Here is a 23,428-nt window from a genome sequence, read left to right on the forward strand (position 1 = left end):
TGGATGAGATGCAGAAAAACTATATCATACGGCCATCCACCCATCAGAGAGCCCGTCAAACATGACCGAGCGTGCTGAATTACAAAGCATCGGCCTCAAGGCGACGGTGCCGCGCATGACGATCCTCGATTTGTTCCGCAAATCGACGACCCGTCATCTGAGCGCCGAGGACGTCTATCGCCTGCTCATCGCCGACAATGTCGATATTGGCCTCGCGACCGTGTATCGCGTGCTGACGCAGTTCGAGCAGGCCGGCTTGCTCGAACGGCACCACTTCGAATCCGGCAAATCGGTGTTCGAGCTCAAGGACGGCAAGCACCACGACCATCTCGTCTGTCTGCAATGCGGACGTGTCGAGGAATTCACCGATCCGGAAATCGAACGGCGCCAGGTCAAGGTGGCCAAGGAGCGTGGCTTTCGCATCGTCGACCATGCGCTTTACCTCTATTGCGAATGCACCAAGAAGGACTGTCCATATCGTCCCATGGCCAAGGATTGACTCCGACCACCATGCCATCGATGCAGTTCTGGATTCTCTCCCTGGTGATTTCGTTCATAGGGCTGACCAAAGCCCAGGCCAGCGATGGGCTGTCAAGAGATTTGCCCAAGGGTGACTGTGGAAAACCCGTGGCCCGCACCGATTTGTCACACTGCGATTTCTCGCATCGCAAGCTGTCGGGTTGGGATTTGTCTGGCGTTCGTTTGTCGGGCGTCAAGCTCGACAATGCCGATCTGCGCCGTGCGAAGCTCGCCGGTGCCGATCTTTCCGGTGCGAGCGCCAAATGGGTCAATTTCACGGCTGCCGATCTCAGACAAGCCAATTTCAGGAAGGCCGACCTCTTTCACGCCATCTTCGACGATGCAGTACTCGAAGAGGCACAAATGCAGGAAACCAACCTTTTCGGGGCCAATCTGATCAATTCACGAGCCGCCAGGGCTGATTTTTCCGGCGCCTATCTGAAGGACGTGCTGATGGAAAACATCGATCTCACCGGCGGCTCGATCCGCCGCTGTTATGCCCTCCGGGGAGTGTTCAGCGGCGCGCGCCTGACAGGCGCCGATCTTTCCGGCGCGGATCTCACCGGGGCGGCTATGGAAGACGTCGATTTCAGCGGTGCGAAGCTTACCGGCGCCAAGCTGCTGGGCGCCAGTTTGCGCAGGACTCGATATGCACAAGCCGACCTTGCGGGAGCCGACTTCACCAATGCCGATGTCTGGGAAGCCGATTTCGGCCATGCACTCAATCGACCACCATCCGCCGATGAAGCGCTGATCGAACCCTTCGTCGTGCGTGAGCGGCGCTGAGGTTTTTATTTTTCCGCTTCTTCCATCACCAGCCGAAAGCCGACAAAGTCGAAACGAGCGGTCGGACGGCAGTGCATATGCCGCTTGCTGCAGCGGGCAAAAAAGGCGTCGTGGCTCCAGGCGCCGCCACGCAGCAAGCGAGCCGGTCCCTCGCTTATATGCTGCGGATTGTCGCGGGAATGTCGGGTGTAGGCATCGGCTGCATAGACGTCGCTGACCCACTCCCAGAGATTGCCGCTCATGTCGTGGATACCCAAGGCATTGGGTGGAAAGCTGCCGACGGCACGGCTGCCTTCACCGTGACGATTGGCATACTCGGCGGTATTGGCGCCTTCGGGGGGCGGGAGTCCACCGAACTTCTCCTGCCGGCCGCCTGCCCGGCAGGCATATTCCCATTCGGCCTCGGTCGGTAAGCGAAAGCGCCGGCCTGGATTGACGGCCATCAGGCGAGCGACGAAATCGGCGATGTCTTGTTGGTTGACACTGTCGACGGGATGACGCTGGCTGTCGTTCCAAATGGAGGGATTGTTGGGCATCAGGCGCTGCCATTCGCCTTGGGTGACCTCGAAACGACCAATCCAGAAGCTGCTGACGCAAACCTCATGGACGGGAAATTCGTTGTGGTCTCCACCGCCGAAGGTGTCGCCCATCGAGTAGCAGCCGCCAGGCACAAGCACGAATTCCATCCCCGTCGTCGGCTCGCGCCAGGTTTCGGCGTGGAGTGGACTGGCCAAGAGTGTTGCGAGCAACAGAATGCTACGGCAACGCATCACGGCCTGGATTCATCGCGGTGCGCGAGAAGACAGCCGGACCAGCGTCTGGCCCGTCGCGGCATCATAAAAGCGTACCTCTGCCAGTTTACCGATCAGGTAGCGTTTTTTGAGCGTGAAATCGACTGGTTTGGAAATGGTCGCTTTCCAGAAGGTGGTGCTGTCGCTGAGGCACTTTTCAGCGAGACGCGCACTCACGGCCATGCGCAGATCGCCGGCTGCGAGACGCTGCGCTGCCGCTGCCGGCAGCGCGATCTCGGCGGTGAAGCCGGCCTGCTCTCCGGCATCGCGGGGATAGAACTCATAAGGGTTGTCGAAGGCGAGGAAGTAATCGAAGCGCCACTCGACCGGGTATTCGATCGGCTTGCCGTCCAAGCCTGTCAGCCGGCCGCTGCCACGCGATTCGGTGGTCGAGCCGAGCGGCAGATATTTGAAGGTGTAATAGTCTCGCCCGGCGGCCACCTCTTCCGGGTGCCAGTTCCAGCCTTCCGTCAAATCGTTGAACTGCATCGGATAGAAAACGCGCAGGTGGCCGCTCGCGGCGTCGTAGTCGATCTGCAGGTCGTTGGGCAGCGGCACGGCGAGCAGGACCGTTTCGCCGGCGATGCAACGCAGCTCCGCTGCCCGTGCGAGATATTCACTCTTGCCATCGCGCGGGGTCTCATCGGCTGCCTGAACGGCCGACACGGCCAGTGCGAGAGCGGCCGGCAGCCAGCGAAGCGTTTCGGTTTTCATGGTATTCGAATATACGGAAGTTTGAATCACGGCATTATCGGATTGCAGACGATACTCGTCCTTGATCACGATCAGGTGCCGTATCGGGCCGCCGACCCTTGCGAGCTTCAGCGCGCTCTGGCGGAGAACACCTGCACGAGAATGGTCAGCACGAAGGCGAGCAGCGTCAGCGCATTGCCGATCGCCGCCGCCTGCGTCATGACGGGCAGAGGCGCGAGATCGCCGACGATGCGGGCAAACACCGTCAGGTGCAACAGTGCCAGCGGCAGGTAGAACGCCGGGTGGTAGGGAATCTTCACCTTGGCGACCGCCGGGAAGATGATCGGCGCATGGCCGAAGATCATTGCGAATACGAAGCCGAGCAGGATGGCGTGCAGCGCTGCGTCGCGCCACTGATTGCCCGGCACGAGGCCGCCGAAAACTCCCAGCAGACCGCCGACCGCCAGCCAAACATAGCCCGTCAGCAGGCAGACCGCGATATAACGGGTGAGCCCACGCTGCCTGACCGTCTGGCGTGCAATGTCGTGGCGCAGCAGCCACGCAGCCAGCGCCACCAGCATCAGCGCGAACAGGGAAAGGCCGGCCGGCTCGAACCACAGGCTCAGCGTAGCAGCGCCTAGCAGGCCAATGACGATGGCTGCAAAGCCCTGACGCGCCGTTTGCGGAGTGGGCAAAAAGCGCGTCAGCTCCAGCCGTTCGCCGGCGATGGTCAGCACCAGAAAGGCAAGCCACCACGGCACGGCTGGCAACAGCGTGCCAGCCACCATCCATACCAGATTGCCGGCAAGCCAGCTCAGCGCGCCGAGCGTCAGTGTGGCGAGGTAAATCGCGGGCTGGCGCACGAAGAGCAAGGCGCTGCCGGCCGTCACGATGGCACTGGCGGCAATGAAAAGAAATTGCGTCAGGACGAGCGGCGCGCCGAAGAGAAGCGCCAGCCCGCCGCTGCCGGCGCTAAGCGGTCCCAGAAACGGCCAGGAAAGCCCGCTGGCGGCAAGCGCCACGGCGCGTTCGAGCGCAATCACCGTGCCGAGAAAACCGCAGATCATCAGCGCGCCATGACTGCCCGCCTGTGCGGCGGCGAACACTGGGACATCCACGGCCAGCCTCGCCAGGCCGGCCAGCACACCGCTCACCAGGGCCAGCATGCCCAGCAACAAGAGCGGCAGACGGGAGACTGCCGAAGAAAATGTCATGCCGACCACTGGCGGTCGAAATGGCGGCGTGCGGCTGCCGACATCATCTCCGGCGACCAAGGGGGATCCCAGACCAGCCGCACATCGATGGGGGTATTGGGCGGCAAGCGCCTGCGCAGGACTTCATCGACCTCGTCGGCGATCATGTCGCCGAGCGGACAAGCCGGCGAGGTCATGGTCATCTCGACCACCACGACGCCATCTTCATACGCCAGACGATAGACGAGGCCCAGATCGACGATGTTGACGCCGACTTCGGGGTCGATCACCTCACGCAGGGCTTCGCGCAAGGCGTCAGGCTCGGGCAGCGCGCTGGAATGGTTCATGCCTCATGCGCGCTTGATGAAATCGATCATCACGCCCTCTGGCTCGCGGGCGCGATAGGCGATCTCGACGGCATCCCCGTAGCGTGCCTGCATCTGCTGCAGCAGCGGAATCGGGTCATGGTCATTGACGAAGCGCATCACCTCGCCCGGGTGCAAGGCATCGAGCGCACCGAAAATGGCGGCATGACGGAAACGCTTGGCGATGCCGCGCGCGTCGAAGCCGTAGATGCCTTCGGGATTGGTGTGGCTGTGGACGTGGATGGTGGTGGTCATGAGCTGGCTCCTGAATGATGAGTGACGCAGCGCTCATCATAGTTGACCGAGGAACTCAAGTAATTGATCTGGATCATCCGGAGGCGGACCGGAATGGGTGTTAACGTGAAATACAAAGCAAAAAGTGCGCTGCCCTTCGTTTCCTTGACGGCAGGCAACACTCGCGGCAACGCCGCGCAAATGGGAACCCCCCGAGAGGGGGGCGAAGGGGGGTGTTATTTTTGCGCATGGAGTTTTCATCCTCCGCGGGTGCCGATTGCCGGCATGCGCGTTAGATCCAGAATTCCGGATAACGTCGCGTGCGGGGCAGGTTGTTTACGACCAGCGCGACGGCGAGCAGGGTCAGTGATCCCAGCAATGCCGGTACCAACGCGTAGAGAAAGCCGAGTGCATGAATCTGCGGCCCGCCGATGACGGCGATCAGCGCGGTGGCACCCCCGGGGGGATGCAGTGTGCGTGTCAGGTGCATCAGCGCGATTGAGGTGGCAACCGCCAATGACTGTGCGAGCACTGGAAAGTCTTGGAACAACTTCCAGCACAATACGCCGATCAGCGCCGAGACGACATGGCCACCGACGAGATTGCGCGGCTGGGCCAAGGGGCTGCGCGGGGCGCCATAGAGCAGCACGGCCGAAGCGCCGAAGGAGCCGATCACCAGCGGCAGATCACGCGGCGCGAAGAAACGCGCACCGAGCCAGCTGAGCAAGCCGAGGCCCAGCAATGCACCCACCCATGACCAGAATACCTCGTCGCTGTGGATGCGCGGCGGTGCGCCGGCCGTCGTGCCGCGCCACTTGCGCCAGTAATCGCGCCAGCCCTCGATTTTCACCGCCCGCCGCCCTGTCGTCCACGCAGCCGCGCCACGGCATGCCGCCAGGCGAGGTGGTAGATGGTGCGGAAATCCTCGGTGCTGATGTCCAGATAGCCTTCGATGTGGCGCATCGCGTCGAGGATGTCCTCGTCGGTGAGTTCCGGCTCGTGATCGAGGTCGATGTCGCCGGTCTCCTCAGGGCATGATTTCGACGTATTCATAGACCTCATTATCCACCAGGCGCTTTCGTACCGGCACGGTCAGTTTGCCAAACCAGGCGTGCGGGTCGTGTTTGTCGATTTCGCGGCCGATGAATTTGACGAGTTCGCAGATCGGTTCGACGACGTTCTTGCGGTAACGCTCATCGTTCTTGACGTAGCCGAGATAGAGATTCTTCATGCAGTTCCTGCGGCACCAGGCGAAGGCTTCGCAGGACTCGCAGGGCATCGCCGGGGTCGGCTGCAGCGGGCTTTTCTTCAGCCAGTTGCCCTGGATCTCGCCCATCTTCATCTCGTGCGCATACATCATGTCCGGGCAGGGATAGATCTCGCCGCTGGGCATGACGTTGATCAGATGTGAGGAGACACGGCACTGGGTGAGCCCCCCATAGAGCTCGATGCCGCGGTTGGGCAAGAGCTTGTTCCGGACGATGCCCATCAGCGGGATGAACGGATAGAGTTCGTCGGTGTGGGAGAAGAACTTGTCGATCAGCCTGACCAGCACCGCCTTGCGCTTGTCGACCGAATCGCCGAAATACATCTCGTCGGCGACGAACTGCCAGTAGACGTAGTCGATCGCCTCGATCGCGGTGGCCAGTTCGTCGAGCTCCTCGAAGCTGGTGTCCGGATTGCCCCAGGTCACCCGCGCGGTGATCGTGCCGTCGACCTTGTCATGCACCTTGGAGAGGTTGTCGATCACCTGGCGCCAGATGCCGCGCCCACGATAGCCGTCGGTGATCTGCTCGCCGCCGTCGATCGAGACGAGGATGTTGGAGAGCTTTGCCAATACCCAGTCCGGCAGGCCGTCGAGCAGCGTGCCGTTGGTCTGCAGCTGATAGCGGAATTCGGGAAAACGTCGCATCACGTCTTCCATCATGCGACGGTTCAAGGTCGGCTCGCCGCCATAGAAGGTGACGTAGATTTCCTTGCCCTCGAGATGCGTATCGATGAAGCGGGAGAGCTGATCGATGTCGTATTTGAGCTCGGTCTGCGAGCCGAGCACGTCGCCGACACCGAGCGAGCAGTAAGTGCATTTCAGATTGCACTTGAGCGTGGTGAGCAACTGCAATTCGACGCGCCCGCCTAGGATCGGCTCGGGATCGGAAATGGGAGCGCACTGCGGCGCGAATTCGAGCGTGTGCGGGGTCATGAATGCTTCCTCCAAATAGAATCGAATGGGTCAGCGGCCGTGGCCGGCCAGTGTGGTCAGGAGGAAGCGCAGGGCGGGGCGGTCTTGGGCAGCGCAGTGATACCGAAACGCAGCCAGCCGGTCGCGGCTTCCGGGATGGCGCCCAGAGCACGAGCGTGAAATCTGCTCGAGAAAATGCGATCCAGCGTGGCAGTGGCAAGCATGGTGAGGAAATTATAGGCGAGTGCCCCGGTTGGAAACTTGATCCAGGTTGCCTTTGCGCAACTGCGCTTCGCCGGGGACGGTGAACAAGCCTTCGAGGCGCAGCAGCTCGTCGCGGTGTTGGCGTGCCAGTTTTTCGACCAGCCGGGCGCCTTTACGGGTGAGATGCACTTCGACCGTTCGCCCGTCGTTGCGTCCGGGACGACGTTCGACCAGTCCCAGCCGTTCACAGCGTGTGACTAGCGCCACCGTGCCATGAGGCTTGGCAACGAGGCGCTCGGCGAGTTCCCCGACGGTTGCCCAGTCGCGGCCGGGGAAGCCCTTCACATGCAGCAGCAAAAGGTATTGCAAGTTGGTGATGCCGGCGCGCCGGGTCAGCTCTTCGCTCCAATGCACGAAACGTCGCAGCTGATAGCGAAAGTGCGACAGTGTCTCGAAATCCTCTTTGGTGAACTCGACATCATTCATGACGCTCATAACCCATCCGGGGAGTTGACTGCAATCGAGATGCCAGCAAAATAATATCACGGTGTGACATAATTCATCAACCCGAACGAAGGAGATCGACATGAGCGCTACCATCGAGATGCCCGCACGCGATGCCGAAGGCTACCTGGTCGAACCAGCGGAATGGAATGAAGCGGTGGCGGCCGCGCTGGCGGAAGAGCTCGGTATCGAGCTGGGTTCCGATCACTGGGACGTGATCCGCTTCATGCGCGAGTATTACGACGAACACCAGGTCGCGGCGGATGCTCGTCATGTCATCAAGCATCTTGAGGCACGTTATCAGGGCAATGCACGTCAACGGCTGTTCGAGCTGTTCCCCTACGGTTACCCCGCCCAGGCTTGTAAGATCGCTGGCATGAAACGGCCGCGCGCTTGGAGCACGGGTTGAACCATGTCACCACCCACTTTGCACGAAATCGACGAAATCGCCTTGTCCGATGAAGACATCGTCGCGGCGATGCGTGACATTCCGGGCTATCTGGATATCAGCACCGAAGATTTCCGGCAAATCTATCACCTCGCCCATCAACGTGCGTTAGAGCACCTGATGGCAGGCCTCACTCCGGCCAGGCTGATGCGCGGCGGGATGACGCCTTTGACTGGGGATCTGGCGATGGACGAGGCCGCGCGGCGTATCGTCGCCAGCGGTGGCAAGGGCCTGCCGGTGGTCGATGCCGCTGGCCGTGTGATCGGCATCCTGACGGAAACCGACTTCCTGCGTCGGCTCAAAGCCAACAGTTTTCTCGAACTGATGCTGCGTCTGCTGACCGATCCGGCCAGTTTTTCGCATCGTTGCCACGAAACGCGGGTCGCGGACGCGATGACCACACCGGTGGTATCGATCGGCCTCGATGCCGACTTCGACGAAGTGATGCGACGCTTTGCACAGCACCCGGGTCGCAGCATGCCGGTGGTCGATGCCGCGGGACGTTTCGTCGGCATGTTGCTGCGCAAAGACTTCTTGGCTGCGCTCTATCGCCGCTCCTGCACCAGTATGGCTGCGGAAGTGGCCGGCTGACCACGTCGCGCTTGACTGGTTCCGTCCCGCCAGCGCCGATGCTGCGAGATGAGTCGGCGCCCGGCGGGACGTTTTCATTTCCGCCAGCGCCGACTTTTCATTCAGATCGGTCGCCCTTCACCCGCTTCTTCGTGGGTCTTGCCGTCGCGGATGTGATAGATGCGCTTGAAGGTCGGGATGATCTTTTCGTCATGGGTGACGACGACGATCGCGGTGCGATACTCGTGAGCCAGATCGTTGAGAATGCGCACGACGGTGAGCGCGCGCGCCGAATCGAGCGGCGCAGTGGGTTCGTCGGCGAGAATCACCGGAGCGTGATTGGCGAGCGAGCGGGCGATGGCGACCCGCTGCTGCTCGCCGCCGGAGAGCTGCGATACCGATGCGCCGGCGCGATGCGCCACATCCAGCGCGGTCAATAGCTCCAGGGCGCGTTTGCGCGCACTGGCATTGTCCTGACCGGCGAGCATCGGCAGCAGTGCGACATTGTCGGTGACATCGAGGAAGGGAATCAGATAAGGCGCCTGGAAGACGAAGCCGATCTTGTCGCGCCGCAAGGCACGCAGGTCACGGATCTTCCAGCCATCGTCATAAATCACCTCACCGGCCAGCTCCATGCGCCCGGCGGTCGGTTCGATCACTGCGCCGAGGCATTTGAGCAAGGTGCTCTTGCCCGAGCCGCTTGGGCCGACCAGGCCGACGACCTCGCCAGGCCAGACGGTCATGTCGACACCTTTCAACGCATCGACCGCGGCCTCGCCGCTACCGTAGCGTTTTTTCAGTCCGGTCAGCCGGATCGCCGGAATCTCGACCTTATCCACCGATGGCCTCCGCCGGGTCGATGCGCAGCGCGGTGCGGATGGCGACGCTGCTCGCCAGCGCGCAGATCGTCAGGACGATCACGAAACCGGTTATGGCATCCTGCGGCAGGAGCAGCACATACTTCGGGAAGGCCGGCCCCCATAGGCCGGCGGCGATGCGACCGACGAGAAAGCCGATGACGCCGAGCGCCAGCGCCTGTTGCAGGATCATTCCGGCGATGATGCGGTTCTTTGCGCCGATCAGTTTCAGCACGGCGATCTCGCGCACCTTGGCGAGCGTCATCGTGTAGATGATGAAGGCGACGATGGCCGCGGTGACGATGGCGAGGATGACGAGAAACATGCCGATTTGCTTGGCCGACGTGGCGATCAGTTTGGCGATGAGGATGTCTTCCATTTGCGCCCTGGTGTAGGCAGTCAGCCGCTTCCAGCGCTGGATTTCGTCGGCAACGATGGCAGGATCGGCGCCGGGGACAAGACGTACCAGCACCGCATTCACGTTGCGCGCCTGAGTTGCCCCGGCCTGTGCCGCTTCGAGCAGGCCCGGCACGCCAGGCCGGTTGAAGGCCGGGTTGGCGGCGGTGCGCGCACGCTCATTCACCAACGCATCGTTGTCCTTGAGGAACTGGATTTCCTGTGCGTCTTTGAGCGGCACGAAGATCATCGGGTCGCCGGAGGACGACACCAAACGACGCGTGAGGCCGACGACGGTGTAGTCGTGGCGACGAATTTTCACGCGTTCGCCGAGTTTCAGGCCGGTGCGCTCGTCGGCGATGGCTTCGTAATGGCTCTGCAAAATGGGCCGACCGGCGGTGAGATAACGCGGCGCACCTGGGCGGTGGGGGCGATCCACCTCGATGCCGACGATCATCACACGCAGGTCGTGACCGTTGTGCGTGAGCTGGATGGTCAGATAGGCGGCGTTGCCGGTTTCCGCCACACCCTCGATAGCGGCGATGCCACGCCAGACGTCGTCATGCAGACTGGAAGGTTCGGCGTAGGGGCCGAGCGTGCCTTGCTGCACCACCCACAAATCGGCGCCGCTGTTATCGACCAGTACCTGGCCGTCGTCGACCATGCCGCGAAACACGCCAGCCATGGTCAGCGTCGCGCCGATCAATAGACCCAGTCCGATGCCGGTGAACAGGAATTTGCCCCAGCCATGCAGCACATCGCGGGCGGCGAGATTGATCATCGCAGTGACTCGACCGGCTTGACACGTGTGCCGTCGCTGAGCGCCTTGGCGCTATGCACGATCACCGCATCGCCCGCGGCGAGTCCCTCGCGGATTTCGACGAATCCGTTGGCCGAGATCGCACCCGCCGTCACCGGCGCGAAGCGCGCCCGGCCTTCGACCACCTGCCAGACGCCGCTTTGCGCTCCGCGGCGTTGAAGGGCGGCCAGCGGAATCGCCAGCGCCTGCTCGATGGCCGGCAGGCGCAAGGTGACTTCCGCCAATTCGCCGATCGCAAGACCGTCAGGACGTCGATCGAAGACGACGTTGGCGATGCGTTCCTCGGTGATCGAATCGCCGTTCCAGTCGAGGCGCTCGACCCGGCCGGCGAAACGTTCATCGGGTCGTGAGCGCAGCACGATCTCGGCAGGCAGACCGACCGCGAGACCCTGCGATCGCCCCTGGTCGATGCGCACGCGCAGCCACAGCGAGGCCGGATCGACGACCTGCACGACCGATTGGCCGGCGACCACGGTCGAGCCCGGTTCGGCGAGTCTTGCGCTCACTACGCCCGCGACGGGACTGACCAGCCGCAGATGAGCGCGGCTCGATCCGGCACCGGACAATTCCGCCTGCGCGCGTTTCGCTTCGTCGATGGCAGCGGCCAACGCGGCCACTGCGGCGCTGTGGGCCGCGTCGGCCGCGGCGGCCTCGTGGGTCTTGGTATCGGCGGCCTCCTGGCTGACGAAATTCTTGCGGCGCAATTCGGCATAGCGTTCGGCGCTGTTTTTCGCCAGCCGGGCGCGACTCGCGGCCTCAAGCACCGCGGCTTGCGCCGACTGCACGCGTTTTGTCGCCGCTTCCATTGCTGCTTTGCCGGCGACGATCCGCGCATCGAGGTCGACCGGCTCCATTTCAGCAAGCAGCTGGCCGGCCGCGACCGCATCACCCTGATCGACCAACACCCGCGCGACGCGCCCGGCCAGCGTCGGACCGATCGAATAGCTGCGCCGCGCCTCGACGGTGGCGATACCGAACAACGTGCGTTCGAGTCGCATCGCGCGCGCTGTGTCGAGGGTCACCCGGACCGGGGCGAGCGGCCCCTGGGTGGTGACGATCCAGCCGAAAGCGACGAGGAAAGCCAGTGCGAGCGCGCTGAGGATCAGGCTGCGACGGGTCGGGGTTTTCATGGTCGTGCTCCGCGAAAGCCATCCATCAACAGCGGGAAGACGCGCTGCGCCGCTGCGCGCAGATCGAGCGCACCGGAAAACAAGGCGCTTTGCACCACCAGCCCTTGTACCGTACCGATGAACAACAAGGCGGCGGCTTCCTCGTCGAGTGTCGCGGGCAACTGGCCGGCCTGTTTGGCACGCATCAGCAATGACTTCACGCGTTCGCGATAACCGCCGACGATACGGCGCGCCACGCCAGAGAGCACCGAACCGCGCGGCCGCTGCAGTTCGTGGAACAGGAGGCGCGGAACACCCGGGTGGCCGGCAACGAAATCGACTTGAGCCTGGAACAATCGCTCCAGCATTTCCAGCGGCGTGCCGCCCGCTGCGATGGCGGAGTCGGCCAGTCGGCCGAGTTGCTCGCCCAGCCAATCGAACACCGCCGCCCAGATCGAGGCTTTGTCTGGAAAATGACGGAACAGCGCACCATGTGTCACGCCGATGCGCGATGCGATCGCTTGGGTGGTGATGCCCTCAGGGCCGTGTTCGCGGGCTAGATCGACGACGGCGGCGACGGTCTGCTCGCGTCTTTCCTCTGCCGAATGACGCTGGCGCGCGGTTTCGGCGGCAATGGTGGGAACGGTGATCGGCATGGTGAAAACGAAGATTTGTCGTACCGCTAAGTAAGTAACCTGTTACTATCCTACTGCAATTTTCCGTTCCACAATTTCCGGAAAGGTTACGAAATGCGTTTCCCCGATTTTTTCTCCGCCGCACCGGCGATCCGAATGCGTGATCCGCTGACGGATTTCCTTGGCGCCACTAACGATGGCGAGCTCGAATATCGTTTCGAAGATGCCGTGCGGCTTGCCGGCCACAGCTGCCCGACGGTCGCTTCAGCCTTCCTGATGACGCGTGCGGCGCTCGCAAAGCTCTATCCGGCTGAATTGCCCGTGCGCGGCGAGATTCGTGTCGATCTCGCCGACGAGCGTGATGCCGGAGTGGCGGGCGTGATCGCCAGCATCGCGACGCTCGTCACCGGTGCTGCCGGTGACACCGGCTTCAAGGGTATCGGGGGGCGATTCGATCGCCGCGAGCGGCTTTTTTTCGCCCAACCGCTCGAACACGGCAACCTGCGTTTCACGCGTCTCGACAGTGGCGCCGCCGTCGAGGTGGCCGCAGATCTGTCACGTGTGCCAGGCGACCCCCGGATGGCTGAGCTGCTGCCGCGCTGCCTATCCGGCCGCGCCAGCACGCAGGAAATGAGCACGTTTCGCAGCTTGTGGCAGGATCGCGTGCGGCTGCTGCTGCTCGAACACGCCCACGATCCGCAGACGATTCTGATCTTCCCGGTTTGAGGTGCCGTCCCGCCAGCACCGACTCTCCGAGAATGAGTCGGCGCCCGGCGGGATGTCTAAGTCTCTGACAGCGCCGACCTTACAAAGTAGGCGGCACTGGCTGGATCTCACCTATTTATGGCTAGCCTGGTGCGGCGATATGTGATAGGTCACGAACAGCAACTGCCATCAGGCACGCCAATCTTTTTCAGCATGAATGCAAGAGGACAGAAGTTGGTCAATCCACTTTGCGCCAGATTCAAACCGACGAGGACAGGTAACAACAGCCAGTATTCATGAACAAAATGAGCCAGCATCAGACCCAACAGCACCATCAAGCCAGCCACGAGATGCACGATACGATCGACAGTCATGTCCATTTCTCCATTTAGTATTGATAGCTGATTTGGAAATTGATGATGTTTTGTTTCAGCTCAATCGTGTTGGGACTGGTATTTGAGGTCACGCTGTTGTTGAAAGCGTGAACATAAGAGAGTGAGCCAATCACCTTATCACTGAATTTGCGCGACAGTCCAAACGTCAAATGTTTTTCAACAACGGCCAGAGAGCCGAAATTCTGATTGACGTCCTCGGAGCCAATTGGGGATTTGCCATAGTTGAAGCCTGCCCGAATTTGCATCATTCCGCCGATATCCTTCTGCACGCCGATCGCAAAAACCGTCTGATTGCTCCAGCCAAAATTAAAGGCTGCTGGCACTGGACTCCCGGCAGGACGTTTGACGGGTACCATATCAAGCACGTTGGCAAACCAGATTCGTTTCACATCCGCTTCAATCAGCAAATTCGAAGTGGGCTTAAACGCTATGCCAAAAGCAAGCGTTTGTGGTGCGTCCATGCGCATCGACACCTTCCCTTGGGCGGTATTCCATTCGAAATCACTCATCTTTTGCTTGCTTGACCAGGAGATGCCTAGCTGCATTTTGGAGTTGGGTTTCCAGATAGCACCTGCAGTGATACCCCAGCCGAACACCTGATTCTGAGGTAGAGAGAACAACGGATTGGCGAGCGCGAGGCTTTGGTAATTGAGATTGATGGTTCCCCCAATTGCCAAAGCATCATTGATGCGATACGCAAGACCGGGAGAGACTTTAAAAAACTGCTTGGTGGTAACGACGAATTGATTACCAGACAGCGCTGTGGTGTCGGAAAAATCAACGCCCATTCCTGAAATACCACCAAGACCCATGCCCAATGTTAGTTTGTCATTAACGTGGAAAGCCACGGCGCCGGTTGGCATCATATAAAGGTTCGAATCGCTTTCATAACCATTGACCTTCCGCGGTGGGTTGAGGAAACCAAGGCCGAGGTCGAACCGGACATCCTTGATGTCGAGCATGGCCATGCCTGCGGGATTGATGAGCACGGTGGTGGCTTCTTGCGGTGCAGCAACGACGGCCCCAGCCATGCCATTCTGAATAGCAGTCAATCCAATCATGTTATCGCCGTTGGTGGCAGCCGCATGTGTAGTAATACCGGCTAATGCGACAGCAGCCAAGTTTGTGGATAGGCTTTTACTGGTCATTGTTCTACTCCTATGTCAGTTCTGACTTACTACTTCAGGCGCGGGGTGTAGGGGGTGGCCCCGGGTTGGCCACGAAAATGCATGTGACAGGCAACGCATCCGGCTGTCATTTCTCCATAGTGGTGTGCAGCGGCGACCATGTCGCCCTTTTCAGCAGCTTCGGCGATTTTCTGGGCATTGCCTTCTACCGCCGCTTCCATGCTCGGTAGCACCGATAGCGACTCAGTCGTCACTTTCTCGATTTTCAAATAGGGCAGCATGCCGCCTTTCGGTAGCCGATGAAGGGCAAGGCGACGTGCGGCATCGGCTGCCATCGGGCCATTATCGGTGGCAATTGCTGCACCAATCATCTGATGCTCGGCCAAGATCTCCTGCATCACTTGACGAAGTGTCAACGTATCACTGCGGCGCTCATGCCGTAATGCCACATGCATCAGAAATTTCTTGATTTCTGGTGATAATGCATTCGCTTTCTCAGCCAGTTCGGGTGACATCACGGCCATTTGTCGCTGCATCAGCTCCATGCCGCGCTTCATGTCTTCGGGGGTGCCTTGTGCCTGAGCACCGAAGATCACGCTGCTCAATGTCAATGTAATGCCCCATTGCCAAGCTTGCCCGTTCTTCATGAAAAATTTCTCCTGTGTTATGTTCCCGAGCGGTCAGGATAGGAGTGAAGAATTTCGAGCCTGTTGCCAATGGGGCACTTTTGTTACAAGTTGTTACTAAAACCCAGGCGATTGAGAAGATGAGCTGAGGAGGTGTCGGTGACTGAACGCAATTACGTACTGGTTGTCGATGACGACGAAGGCCTACGCGAACTGCTGGTCCGCTATCTGGCCGATAATGGGTATATTGCGACGGCTGTTGGCGATGGAGTGGCGATGAGGGCTCATTTGCGGACATGCCCTGTGGATGTCATCCTGCTCGACGTGATGCTCCCCGGTGAGGATGGCTTGTCGCTGGCACGTAACCTCAATGCCGAGGCGACCGATTATGCACCAGCTATCATCATGTTGTCGGCGCGCGGTGAAGAGGTCGATCGTGTCGTCGGCCTCGAATTGGGAGCCGATGATTACCTTACAAAACCCTTTAGCCATCGTGAGTTGTTGGCACGAATCTCCGCCGTGCTGCGGCGACGCCAACCCACATCGAGTGCAGGAAAGATACGGCGTTTCGGCCCCTACGTCGTCGATATCGAGGCACACTGCCTTACCTGCAATGGTAAAGAGATCAATCTTTCTGGCGCTGAATTTTCTCTTTTGCAGGTGCTGCTTGATCATCCCAATCGCGTTCTCAGCCGTGATGCGTTAGTGGAATTGTTGAAAGGTTATGACCGTGCGCCATTCGATCGCATGGTCGATGTGCGCGTTACACGACTGCGCCGCAAGATCGAACCCGATCCGGCGCATCCGATCTATCTCCGCACTGTCTGGGGAGAGGGATATCTTTTTTCTCCGCGAGGGGTGATAGGCAAATGAGCTGGCTACTGCAACGGTTCATCCCTTCAACATTGTTTGGCCGCACGGCAATGGTCATTGCCGCAGCCTCCATTGCGTTTCAAATGTTTACCCTGGGGGTGATCGTCTATTTCGCATTGATGCCGCTCGGGCGCCTGGCTACCGATGATTTCGCAGCTCTACTGCTGGCTAGCGCTCGAACCTGGCAGGCAGCCCCTGCTGCCGAACGGGGTGCGCTGAAAGAACGATTCAACCAACAATACCGCATAGCGATCAGCGATACTCCAGTAGTAACCGGGGAGTTCGTCAGAATCCTGCCTTACTTCCATTTTCTTGAACATGCCCTGTCCTCCCGTACCGGAATTCCGATTCACCTTGGCAAAGGCGTGGCGAAGGATGGGGCTGTCTGGTATTGGACAAAGGTTCCCGTTGATGATCCCAACGGGGCTAATGCGAACCTGTATATAGGCTTCCCAGCAGATCGCGTCGCAGTACAGCCTTCCGTCGCTCTCATGATCATTTTGCTGGTTGGTGCGATCGTCACCCTGCTAACTTCGGCGCGTCTAGCACATTGGCTTATCCGCCCTTTGTCTCAATTGGCGGCAGCGACGCAACGTATTGGCAAGGGCCAACGACCGGTTCCATTGCCTGAAACTGGACCGACTGAACTGGCAACGCTGGCTCGTGAGTTCAACCGGATGGGGGAAGAAGTGGAAACTCTTCTCGCTAATCGAACCACGCTCTTGGCGGGAATCTCGCATGATTTGCGTTCACCTCTGGCGCGCATACGTCTGGCGCTGGGCATGGCAATCGAAAAGCCTGACCCGGAATTATTGGAGCGCTGCATGCGCGATGTGGAGAACATGAATCAATTGATCGCACGTTGCCTCGAAGTGGGGCGCGATTTTGCCGAACAGGATACGGTCGAGATCAGCTTGTGCCAGCTGCTCGAAGAGGTGGTGCGCGAACATGCCTACGGTGCCGACATCCGGGGCCGCAAAGGAGCAGATTGTCGCGTCCATGCCAAGCCATTGGCTCTGAAACGCATCCTGACAAATCTGGTCGAGAATGCAGTTCGTTACGGAGAAGGACAGCCCATCGACATCGAATACGATCTTTTTCAGAAAAATGTCGAGATCCGTATCCTCGACCGTGGGCCGGGGATTCCAGAGAGTGAACGTGAGGCGGTTTTTCAGCCATTCCGTCGCCTGGATCCTTCACGCAGCAGCCGTACTGGGGGGAGTGGCCTCGGGTTAGCGATCGTGCGCCAGATTGCACAAACTAACGGATGGATCGTCGAGCTCGAAACACGCCCAGGAGGTGGCACGATCGCGCGCGTCAGGCTGCCGCTCGATACGAACTAGCCCTCCCGCCCATCCACCCGCGGCGCGGCGAGCATCGGCAGGATGCGCCAGAGCAGGATGGCGAAGGCGACGAGCCAGAAGCTGGCGGCGAGAATGAGCCACGTCAGATAGCCGGACGGATATAGTTGCGGCGCGACGACGCGGGCAAGGAATCCCAGGATCATGATCCACAGCACCGCCTTGTCGAGGTGCGTGAACACCACCTCGCGGCCGGTGTGGCCTTTCGAGATGCGCACGATCATCGCCGGACCGATGAGGCCCATGACGCCGACGGTGAACAGATGCACCGCCACCGTACCGACCCACGCCAGCTCGATGAAGCGGCCGATGCCCGCCACGATGAGCTGCGCGACGATCAAGAGATAGCCGACATACATGATGCCGATGTCGAGCCGCGAGAGCGCCTTGGCCGGATGCCAGAAGGCGAAGCGCCAGAGCAGCAGCGCGGCGAGCATCAATTCGAGTGCTCCAGCGAGCGACGCGGGCATTGCTTCGGCAAAGACGAGCGCTACGGCAAACCACTTGATCGGCAGGTCGAGGCGACGATCGCGCAGGATCTCGACACCAAAGCCATGGCGCATGAACTGCACCTGCGTGCGTTCGAGCATGATCAGGAAGGCCAGCCGGAAGAGCGCCAGCGACATGCCGACGCCGAGCGCATAGAAGTCGCCCTGCAGGATGAGGACTTTCGCCGGCAAAAAGAGCGGCAGCGCGATCCAGAAGAAGTAGTTGTCGCTGCCGGACGCGCGTAGATTTTGCTTGAGCAGCGTGTGCATCAGCATCACGGTGATCGCGAGCTGGAAGAGCAGCGTGGCCGGCCAGAAGAGCCATGGCGACCAGGCCGTGCCGACGCTCAGCGCGATGCGGTCGAGAAACCAGGCGCCGGCGAGCAACGCGAGCGCGCCGCCGTGCCAGCCGCGCACGCCGACCCAGTTCTTCGTCGCGGTGAGCAGAAAGCCGCCGAGGAGCGCCCAGCCGAAGCCATAGAACATCTCGTGGGCGTGCCATTGCAATGGCGCCTGGACGAAACTCGGCGCTGGCGGAAGCGAGGGCGTCCCGCCGGGCGCCGACTCACCTCCCAAACTCGGCGCTGGCGGGACGGCACCCGAGAACACCAACACCCACCAAAGCGGCAGGATCATCCCGGCCAAGCAGGCGAGCGGAAACAGGGTGCGAAAGCCGAGGGCGAAAATCGGATGGGCCAGGCGTTTCATGCGTTGCCGGTCAGTTGCGCGTACAAGAGCGGCAGGCGGTCGGGCAGCTCCTCGGGCTTTCTGACGATGGTGTAGCCCGCCGGGCCGAAGAGATGCGGCAGATAGCCGGCGCCCTCGCGATCGATGGTGACGCAAAACGGCTTGATGCCGGCTTCGCGTGCTTCGATCAGCGCCATGCGCGTGTCCTCGATGCCGTAGCGGCCTTCATACAGGTCGATGTCGTGCGGCTTGCCGTCGGAGAGGATCAAGAGCAGCCGGCGATTGGCCGGCTGTTTTTCGAGGAGTTGCGTCGCGCGTCGCACCGACGCACCCATGCGCGTATACCAGCCGGGTTTGATGGCCGCGATGCGGCCGCGTGCGATGGCGTCGAGCGGGCGGTCGAAGGGCTTGATCTCGTGGAAGCGCACGAAGCTGCGCTTCAAGGACGAGAAGCCGTAGAAGGCAAAGGCATCGCCGGTGGCGGAGAGCGCCTCGCCGAAGAGCATCAGGCTATCGCGGATCACATCGATCACCTTCTGCGTGTCATTGGCATAGGCATCGGTGGACAGCGACAGATCGGCGAGCACGAGACAGGCGAGATCGCGCTCGGTCGGCCGCTGGTTCAAATACGCGCCGGCGCCCGAGAAATGCCAGCCGGCCAGTCGATCCGCGGCGATGCGCACGCAGGCGTCGATGTCGAGCTCCGAGCCTTCGGGCTGGGCCTTCTGCCAGCGGCGCACCGGCGCGAGCGCGGCGAACTGGTTCTTGAGCTTCCGCGCATGGCGCCGCAGGCGCTCGGGCAGCGGCTGCGCCTCGACTTGGCGCGCCACCATCGTCTGCAGCCGGCAGAAATCCGGCTTCATCGTCTGGCGCTTCCAGTCCCATTCGGGCAGCAGAATGCCGGGGCCGACGAGAAGATCGTCCTCGGCCGCCGCCGGCAGATCGAGATCGAAGCGCACCTTCGAGGCGACACGCTCGCCTCCTTCGGCGAGCGTGAGCTTGTCGAGTGTCTCGGCGGCGCGGCCGGCGTCCGGGTTCTCGTCCTCGTCGAGCGCGCGATTGACGCGCAGATATTCGGCCCAGGACAAAAGGCTTTCGGCGCGGAAGAGCAGGATCAGCGGCGATTCGTTCTCCGGCAGCTCGCCGCGTTCGGCCTGGTAGCGCTTGTTCTCGACCGGCTGTTCCTTCGGCTGCTCGCCCTGTGTTTCCTCACTGCCGGGATCGTGCCGGCGCTGCTTCGTAGCGGCCGGTGGCACGGGATAGAGCCACAGCGGCACCGGCTGCAAAGCCTTCGCCCTCTTGCGGGTGAGCGGCGGCAGCTCGGCGACGCTGCCGGGATCGACAAGCGCCTGGCGCACGGCGCGCTCCTGCGCCGCCTCGTCGGCCGGCATCTGCTCGGGCGGGATGCGCTCGGCGAGCACGGCCTCGACCAGCTGCCGGTAACGTGCCGTCAGGCCCGGATAGCGTTGCAGGGTGACCCAGGTGGCAAACTGGTTCTGGACGATCCAAGCCTCTGTAAATTTTTCCAGCGCCGGCCCCGCGCTGGCCGCCAGCGCCGCGAGCCAGACATAAAGATCGCGGTTCAAACTCGGCGCTGGCAGGACGGCAAGCCGCGGCGGCAAGACGAGGGTTTCGCGGTCGAGCGCGGCATGGGCGGCGCGACTGTCCGTGCCGGCGATGCGTTGCATCAGGCGCCGGCGCGCGCCGTGCGCCACATCGGCCGCCGCCGCGATGCGTAGGCCCGGATCTCCCCCCAGCGCACGGAAGATCACGCCGAGCGTCTTTTCGATGTCCTTGAGTGCGACGGCCGCCTCGGGATGATCGCGCCGCGCCGTCTGGGTGATCCAGCGATCCCACAGTGCGCCGACCCATTCTTCCATTTCAGAGACCCTCGCAGCGCGGCCCGATCCAGGGATAGCGGTAAGGCTTGCCGGCCATCGCCTTGGCCAGTCCCAGCATGCCGAGCAGGATCAGTGTCGAATGGATGGCAGTGAAATAGATGATCACGAACACCCAGGTCCATTCCCAATCCCAGCCAAAGACGAAGAACAGCACGGCATTGGCGGCGATGATCAGCACGCCACCCCAGAGGCTCACGAAGAAGGTCTGATCGAGATGGCAGCGCGCCAAGGGCGGCAGGGGCGGGGTAGCACGACGATGCTTGAGCCATAGCCAGGCGAGGATCAGGAAGGTGAGCCCCGGCGCCAGCATGAGATTGATCAGATACAGCGATTCCGCAGTGATGGCGAGGCGCTGGCCAGGGGTTGCGTCTGCGCGGTTCATTTGCCGAACGTGGCGAGCACGACTTCCTCGAGCGCGGCGGCGACTTCGAGATCGTCGGTGAGCGCCTCGATGAGTGCCGCGCGGCAGGCTGCCACCGGCTCCATGCCGTCGCGGATCAGGATTGCCGCATAGACCAGCAGCCGTGTGCTGGCGACCTCTTCGAGATCGACGTCTTTCAATGCGCGCAAAGCGCGGCCGATATTGACGAGCCGTTTCGCGGTCATCGCATCGCAGCCGGTCTCGCCAATGAGGATCGCCTCCTCGCGCGCGGCATCGGGAAAGCCGAAGCGCAGCGCGACGAAGCGCTGGCGCGTCGAAGGCTTCATGCCTTTGAGGAAATTCTGGTAGCCGGGGTTGTAGGAGACCACCAGCATGAAGCTGTCGGGCGCATGGAGCACTTCGCCGGTGCGGTCGATCGGCAGCACGCGGCGGTGGTCGGCGAGCGGATGGATCACCACCGTGGTGTCCTTGCGCGCTTCGACCACCTCGTCGAGATAGCAGATGCCGCCTTCGCGCACTGCGCGGGTGAGCGGCCCATCCGACCAGTAGGTGGCGCCATCGCCGATCAGATGGCGGCCGACGAGATCGGCGGCGGTGAGATCGTCATGGCAGGCGACGGTGAATAGCGGCAGGCCGAGCTTCGCCGCCATGAACGCGACGAAGCGGGTCTTGCCCACGCCGGTCGGCCCCTTGATCAGCACCGGCAGGCGATTGCGGTGCGCGTGTTCGAACAGATCGATCTCGTTGCCGGCGGGCTGGTAGAAAGGGAGTTCGCTCATGGCTTGGTTGGGCACGGTGCGGGAAAGCGCGGATGCTACTTTATGCGCTGCACTCGTGCGCGTCCTTGACAGCCATCAATGCAGCGTGGTGAGGCGCCGCAGCACATCCCCCCAGCCATGGCTGAAGATCACCAAGAGCGGCACGAGGGTGACGAAGCCATGCAGGATGCGGCGGATGCGCGGATGCGCGGCGGTGATCGCCATGTAATGGTCGATCACCAGCCGACCTTTGAAGGCGATCAGGCCGGCGACGACGAAAGTCAGCGGCCATCCGGCATGGCCGGTTTCGGCAAGCCAGGCGCCGGCGAGGGTGAGCGCCAGGAGCAGCAGCCAGATTTTTTCGGCGTGGCCCAGACGATTCATCGCAGCACGTAGAAGAACGGAAAGATGATCAGCCACAGCACGTCGGTGCTGTGCCAGTACATTGCGGCCGCTTCGAGGCCGCTGTAGTCGCGTGACGAATAGACACCGAGGGCGGTGCGCGTCGCCACCCACGCTAGTCCCAGCAGGCCCCAGCTGACATGCACCAGATGGTTGAGCGTCAGGTAGTAATACACCGTGTAGAAGATGCCGGCGGCGCCGTCGATGCCGTGGGCGACGTTCCAGCGGATTTCGAAGAACTTGACGCACGGGTAGCCCAGACCGAGCAGCAGGGCCGCCAGCACCCAGCGCAGCGTGGCGCGCCGCGCATCGCGGCGAATCGCCGCGACGGCCTTGACCATGCAATAGCCGCTGGTGAGCAGCAGCAAGGTTATCGTGACGCCGGCGACGGTGGCGAGCTGATCCGGCCCTCTTTCGAAGGCGGCCGGATGGTGTGCCTTGGCGATGAAATAGACGCAGAACAGCAGCAGGAACTCGACCAGCACGCAGAAGATGCCAACCCAGATGCCGCGGTTGCCCGGAACGGACTCGCCGACGAGTTCTGCTGCTGTAGTCACTATTGGCCTCAGAGGCTATGAAAAAATTCGTCGCGAGCGCTGCCAGGTTGGGGGAGGCCGGAGCGCAGCCACCGGAGTGTATGTGGCAATACATGAGGATGGTGAGCACCGCCCGACCCCAAGATGGCAAGCGCAGCAGAATTTTTCATGGCCTCTCATTCATCCTGTAGGTGCGTGATGTAGGCCAGAATGTCCTGGATGTCTTTCTCAGTGAGCCGGTTGAGCACGCCGAGCTTCACGGCCTTGGGTTTGGACTTGTCGTCTTCTTCCTCGTCGTCGGCGACCTTGTCGTGCGGCCGTTCGCCCTTGATATAGGCGGCGATCTGCTTTTGCAGGTAATTCGTGTATTGCCCGACCAGCATCGGAAAGCGCGTCTTGCCGCGGCCATCGACGCCGTGACAGTAGGCGCATTCCTCCTGATAGAGCCGTTTGCCGTTTTCCAGATCGCCTTCGAGCTTCGGGATGATCATCACCTTTTCCATCGCCAGCAGGCGCGTCAAGGCGTCATCGGTCGGCTTGAACTCGGGGATCTTGGTCGGCAGTTGGATGCTGGCGAGATAGGCGGCGACCACTTTGATGTCCGCGTCCGGCAGCTCGCGTTCCTGTGTGTAGGGGAACATCGGGATGTTGATGCGCTCGCGCGAGCGGAATTTCTTCAGCGTGTATTCGATGTAGGCGGCACGCTGGCCGGCCAGACGCGGATATTCGCCGCGCTTGCCGCCCTGGCCGAGATCGCCATGGCAGGCGGCGCAGGGGCCATAGATTTCCTTGCCGGATTCCTGCTCCGGCACGGCGGCATGAACAAGCGCCGGTAGGGTGGCCAGACAGAGCACGATGCGGAGAAAAAGGCGTGTAGACATGGG

Annotated in this window: 30 protein-coding genes; 7 read left to right on the forward strand and 23 right to left on the reverse strand. The window is 61.5% G+C overall.

Features of this window, described 5'->3' with window-relative positions:
- Positions 1–61: 61 nt before the first annotated feature.
- Together fur and M52SOB_RS03900 are read left to right on the forward strand one after the other, a co-directional pair.
- On the forward strand, positions 62–499 hold the full coding sequence (gene fur, locus M52SOB_RS03895; protein WP_131110664.1) for a ferric iron uptake transcriptional regulator: 438 nt from the start codon (positions 62–64) through the stop codon (positions 497–499).
- Positions 454–1,305 carry a pentapeptide repeat-containing protein gene (locus tag M52SOB_RS03900; RefSeq protein ID WP_284155187.1) on the forward strand — a complete coding sequence of 284 codons (852 nt, stop codon included), beginning with the start codon at positions 454–456 and terminating at the stop codon, positions 1,303–1,305. Before fur ends, M52SOB_RS03900 begins: the two co-directional genes overlap by 46 nt.
- A gap of 5 nt (positions 1,306–1,310) precedes the next feature.
- Here M52SOB_RS03900 and M52SOB_RS03905 read toward each other — a convergent pair whose 3' ends face one another.
- The 9 genes from M52SOB_RS03905 to M52SOB_RS03945 all read right to left on the reverse strand — a co-directional run bounded on the left by M52SOB_RS03905 (position 1,311) and on the right by M52SOB_RS03945 (position 7,459).
- Positions 1,311–2,054: a formylglycine-generating enzyme family protein gene (locus M52SOB_RS03905; protein WP_172601740.1), complete on the reverse strand. Its 744-nt coding sequence runs from the start codon at positions 2,052–2,054 to the stop codon at positions 1,311–1,313.
- Positions 2,055–2,087: 33 nt separating this feature from the next.
- Positions 2,088–2,810, reverse strand: a complete 723-nt coding sequence (locus M52SOB_RS03910; protein ID WP_131110666.1) for a hypothetical protein — start codon at positions 2,808–2,810, stop codon at positions 2,088–2,090.
- Between the two features lie 107 nt (positions 2,811–2,917).
- Positions 2,918–4,003, reverse strand: coding sequence for a DUF8744 domain-containing protein (locus M52SOB_RS03915; RefSeq protein WP_131110667.1), 1,086 nt, complete (start codon positions 4,001–4,003; stop codon positions 2,918–2,920).
- A complete protein-coding gene (locus tag M52SOB_RS03920; RefSeq protein WP_131110668.1) occupies positions 4,000–4,329 on the reverse strand; it encodes a metal-sulfur cluster assembly factor in 330 nt (109 codons plus the stop codon). The genes M52SOB_RS03915 and M52SOB_RS03920 overlap by 4 nt, the downstream gene beginning before the upstream one ends.
- 3 nt (positions 4,330–4,332) lie before the next feature.
- Positions 4,333–4,602, reverse strand: a complete 270-nt coding sequence (locus tag M52SOB_RS03925; protein WP_131110669.1) for a DUF2249 domain-containing protein — start codon at positions 4,600–4,602, stop codon at positions 4,333–4,335.
- 271 nt (positions 4,603–4,873) lie between these two features.
- On the reverse strand, positions 4,874–5,431 hold the full coding sequence (locus M52SOB_RS03930; protein ID WP_131110670.1) for an HPP family protein: 558 nt from the start codon (positions 5,429–5,431) through the stop codon (positions 4,874–4,876).
- A complete protein-coding gene (locus M52SOB_RS03935; protein WP_284155188.1) occupies positions 5,428–5,634 on the reverse strand; it encodes a hypothetical protein in 207 nt (68 codons plus the stop codon). Before M52SOB_RS03935 ends, M52SOB_RS03930 begins: the two co-directional genes overlap by 4 nt.
- Positions 5,609–6,781 carry a radical SAM/SPASM domain-containing protein gene (locus tag M52SOB_RS03940; RefSeq protein ID WP_172601741.1) on the reverse strand — a complete coding sequence of 391 codons (1,173 nt, stop codon included), beginning with the start codon at positions 6,779–6,781 and terminating at the stop codon, positions 5,609–5,611. Before M52SOB_RS03940 ends, M52SOB_RS03935 begins: the two co-directional genes overlap by 26 nt.
- A gap of 213 nt (positions 6,782–6,994) precedes the next feature.
- A complete protein-coding gene (locus M52SOB_RS03945; RefSeq protein WP_284155189.1) occupies positions 6,995–7,459 on the reverse strand; it encodes a MarR family winged helix-turn-helix transcriptional regulator in 465 nt (154 codons plus the stop codon).
- A gap of 91 nt (positions 7,460–7,550) precedes the next feature.
- On the opposite strand from M52SOB_RS03945, the gene M52SOB_RS03950 reads away from it, so the two are divergent.
- Both M52SOB_RS03950 and M52SOB_RS03955 read left to right on the forward strand, forming a co-directional pair.
- Positions 7,551–7,877: a TusE/DsrC/DsvC family sulfur relay protein gene (locus M52SOB_RS03950; RefSeq protein WP_284155190.1), complete on the forward strand. Its 327-nt coding sequence runs from the start codon at positions 7,551–7,553 to the stop codon at positions 7,875–7,877.
- A gap of 3 nt (positions 7,878–7,880) precedes the next feature.
- Positions 7,881–8,507, forward strand: coding sequence for a CBS domain-containing protein (locus M52SOB_RS03955; RefSeq protein WP_131110671.1), 627 nt, complete (start codon positions 7,881–7,883; stop codon positions 8,505–8,507).
- A 101-nt stretch (positions 8,508–8,608) separates the two neighbouring features.
- On the opposite strand, the gene M52SOB_RS03960 is transcribed toward M52SOB_RS03955, so the two are convergent.
- From M52SOB_RS03960 to M52SOB_RS03975, 4 genes are read right to left on the reverse strand one after another with little or no spacing between them, the layout of a single operon-like run.
- Positions 8,609–9,325, reverse strand: a complete 717-nt coding sequence (locus M52SOB_RS03960) for an ABC transporter ATP-binding protein (RefSeq protein ID WP_284155191.1) — start codon at positions 9,323–9,325, stop codon at positions 8,609–8,611.
- Positions 9,318–10,520 (reverse strand): ABC transporter permease, encoded by a 1,203-nt coding sequence (locus tag M52SOB_RS03965; RefSeq protein ID WP_131110672.1) that lies wholly within the window; start codon positions 10,518–10,520, stop codon positions 9,318–9,320. The genes M52SOB_RS03960 and M52SOB_RS03965 overlap by 8 nt, the downstream gene beginning before the upstream one ends.
- Entirely contained in the window at positions 10,517–11,689 is a 1,173-nt protein-coding gene (locus M52SOB_RS03970) for an efflux RND transporter periplasmic adaptor subunit (protein WP_131110673.1), read from the reverse strand. Before M52SOB_RS03970 ends, M52SOB_RS03965 begins: the two co-directional genes overlap by 4 nt.
- Positions 11,686–12,324, reverse strand: a complete 639-nt coding sequence (locus tag M52SOB_RS03975) for a TetR/AcrR family transcriptional regulator (protein ID WP_131110674.1) — start codon at positions 12,322–12,324, stop codon at positions 11,686–11,688. The genes M52SOB_RS03970 and M52SOB_RS03975 overlap by 4 nt, the downstream gene beginning before the upstream one ends.
- Before the next feature lie 93 nt (positions 12,325–12,417).
- Between M52SOB_RS03975 and M52SOB_RS03980 the strand changes: the two genes are divergently transcribed.
- On the forward strand, positions 12,418–13,029 hold the full coding sequence (locus M52SOB_RS03980; protein WP_131110675.1) for a hypothetical protein: 612 nt from the start codon (positions 12,418–12,420) through the stop codon (positions 13,027–13,029).
- 149 nt (positions 13,030–13,178) lie between these two features.
- Here the strand turns inward: M52SOB_RS03980 and M52SOB_RS03985 are convergent, their stop codons facing one another.
- The 3 genes from M52SOB_RS03985 to M52SOB_RS03995 are packed head-to-tail and all read right to left on the reverse strand — an operon-like array spanning position 13,179 to position 15,177.
- Positions 13,179–13,382 (reverse strand): YgaP family membrane protein, encoded by a 204-nt coding sequence (locus M52SOB_RS03985; protein WP_131110676.1) that lies wholly within the window; start codon positions 13,380–13,382, stop codon positions 13,179–13,181.
- A gap of 14 nt (positions 13,383–13,396) precedes the next feature.
- On the reverse strand, positions 13,397–14,551 hold the full coding sequence (locus tag M52SOB_RS03990) for an OmpP1/FadL family transporter (RefSeq protein ID WP_131110677.1): 1,155 nt from the start codon (positions 14,549–14,551) through the stop codon (positions 13,397–13,399).
- A 29-nt stretch (positions 14,552–14,580) separates the two neighbouring features.
- The gene (locus tag M52SOB_RS03995) at positions 14,581–15,177 is read right to left on the reverse strand and encodes a cytochrome c (RefSeq protein ID WP_131110678.1); all 597 of its coding nucleotides are present in this window, start codon (positions 15,175–15,177) and stop codon (positions 14,581–14,583) included.
- Between the two features lie 138 nt (positions 15,178–15,315).
- Between M52SOB_RS03995 and M52SOB_RS04000 the strand changes: the two genes are divergently transcribed.
- Positions 15,316–16,029 carry a response regulator gene (locus M52SOB_RS04000; protein WP_284155192.1) on the forward strand — a complete coding sequence of 238 codons (714 nt, stop codon included), beginning with the start codon at positions 15,316–15,318 and terminating at the stop codon, positions 16,027–16,029.
- The gene (locus M52SOB_RS04005) at positions 16,026–17,372 is read left to right on the forward strand and encodes an ATP-binding protein (RefSeq protein WP_131110680.1); all 1,347 of its coding nucleotides are present in this window, start codon (positions 16,026–16,028) and stop codon (positions 17,370–17,372) included. Before M52SOB_RS04000 ends, M52SOB_RS04005 begins: the two co-directional genes overlap by 4 nt.
- Here M52SOB_RS04005 and M52SOB_RS04010 read toward each other — a convergent pair.
- The 7 genes from M52SOB_RS04010 to M52SOB_RS04040 form a co-directional block, all read right to left on the reverse strand.
- Positions 17,369–18,586, reverse strand: coding sequence for an NnrS family protein (locus M52SOB_RS04010; RefSeq protein ID WP_131110681.1), 1,218 nt, complete (start codon positions 18,584–18,586; stop codon positions 17,369–17,371). The two genes, M52SOB_RS04005 and M52SOB_RS04010, sit on opposite strands and share 4 nt — an antisense overlap.
- Positions 18,583–20,445 carry a nitric oxide reductase activation protein NorD gene (locus M52SOB_RS04015; protein WP_131110682.1) on the reverse strand — a complete coding sequence of 621 codons (1,863 nt, stop codon included), beginning with the start codon at positions 20,443–20,445 and terminating at the stop codon, positions 18,583–18,585. Before M52SOB_RS04015 ends, M52SOB_RS04010 begins: the two co-directional genes overlap by 4 nt.
- 1 nt (position 20,446) lies before the next feature.
- Entirely contained in the window at positions 20,447–20,848 is a 402-nt protein-coding gene (locus M52SOB_RS04020; RefSeq protein WP_131110683.1) for a hypothetical protein, read from the reverse strand.
- A complete protein-coding gene (locus tag M52SOB_RS04025; RefSeq protein WP_131110684.1) occupies positions 20,845–21,627 on the reverse strand; it encodes a CbbQ/NirQ/NorQ/GpvN family protein in 783 nt (260 codons plus the stop codon). Before M52SOB_RS04025 ends, M52SOB_RS04020 begins: the two co-directional genes overlap by 4 nt.
- 75 nt (positions 21,628–21,702) lie before the next feature.
- Positions 21,703–21,990 carry a cytochrome C oxidase subunit IV family protein gene (locus tag M52SOB_RS04030; RefSeq protein WP_131110685.1) on the reverse strand — a complete coding sequence of 96 codons (288 nt, stop codon included), beginning with the start codon at positions 21,988–21,990 and terminating at the stop codon, positions 21,703–21,705.
- Positions 21,987–22,565, reverse strand: a complete 579-nt coding sequence (locus M52SOB_RS04035; RefSeq protein ID WP_284155193.1) for a cytochrome c oxidase subunit 3 — start codon at positions 22,563–22,565, stop codon at positions 21,987–21,989. Before M52SOB_RS04035 ends, M52SOB_RS04030 begins: the two co-directional genes overlap by 4 nt.
- 155 nt (positions 22,566–22,720) lie before the next feature.
- Positions 22,721–23,425, reverse strand: a complete 705-nt coding sequence (locus tag M52SOB_RS04040; RefSeq protein ID WP_131110686.1) for a c-type cytochrome — start codon at positions 23,423–23,425, stop codon at positions 22,721–22,723.
- Positions 23,426–23,428: the final 3 nt, after the last annotated feature.

It is taken from the genome of Sulfuricystis thermophila (assembly GCF_004323595.1).
GTDB lineage: Bacteria > Pseudomonadota > Gammaproteobacteria > Burkholderiales > Rhodocyclaceae > Sulfuricystis > Sulfuricystis thermophila.